This is a genomic window from Paraburkholderia sp. BR10872 (genome assembly GCF_040965835.1).
Taxonomy (GTDB): Bacteria; Pseudomonadota; Gammaproteobacteria; order Burkholderiales; family Burkholderiaceae; genus Paraburkholderia; species Paraburkholderia nodosa_A.
Window position 1 is genome coordinate 1 of record NZ_JBFRCN010000153.1, and the last position, 651, is coordinate 651.

Here is a 651-nt window from a genome sequence, read left to right on the forward strand (position 1 = left end):
GTGTGCGCAGGCGCGCCATCCAGTTGCTGCGCGGAGCGGTGTCGTGGCGGGCGATGGTGCCGAGGGCGCCTTTGATATCGCCCACGTGCGCGTCGTCGAGCACGGCACTCCGACGTTGCGTGATGTTAGCAGGAGTGGTGGACATTTCTGGTTATTCCTTAGCAGTGCTGCTGGAAATCGATGATTGAGGCGTGGCACTGTCCTGCCGCCTGCCGGTATGGATGCAGTCGGCCACGCCGGGCCGTGTCAGCGAGCGAGCTGTTTGAGCGCCGTCCAGATGGCAGCGACTATGCCGTACGATGCGTTCGAACGGCCATCGAGCCCGAGCATGCCGTTGTAGTGCGTGCGAGCTTCTTCGACGTGCGGGAGTTGCGAAACGAGGAGAGCGAAGTGCATGGTGATTCCTCCAGATGCCTGAAACGTGGCGCCATCGATCAGGCGTGCCTTCGTTTCGCTTCACGCGGGGCAATATGCCCGGGCGTGTGGGAGGAACGTATGCGGCCAGATGTCAGGCGAAGTGGCCTGCGTTCTGCGAGAACGCAAGGCGAGATGTGCAGGGTTTAGGCTCAGGGTCGGGCATCGTGAGCTCCTCTTTCATTTGGGTCCGGTTCATGTTTGACGGACGTGTTTAACCGCACGCCCGTTCCGGCG

1 protein-coding gene is annotated in these 651 nt (G+C 61.9%); it reads right to left on the reverse strand.

What is annotated here, in order from left to right:
- Positions 1–246 precede the first annotated feature (246 nt).
- A complete protein-coding gene (locus AB4Y43_RS40475; RefSeq protein ID WP_368730289.1) occupies positions 247–396 on the reverse strand; it encodes a hypothetical protein in 150 nt (49 codons plus the stop codon).
- Positions 397–651 lie beyond the last annotated feature (255 nt).

Excerpts from the sequence above, each read along its gene's own strand:
- AB4Y43_RS40475 (WP_368730289.1), bottom strand. The coding sequence starts at position 396 with ATGCACTTCGCTCTCCTCGTTTCGCAACTCCCGCACGTCGAAGAAGCT.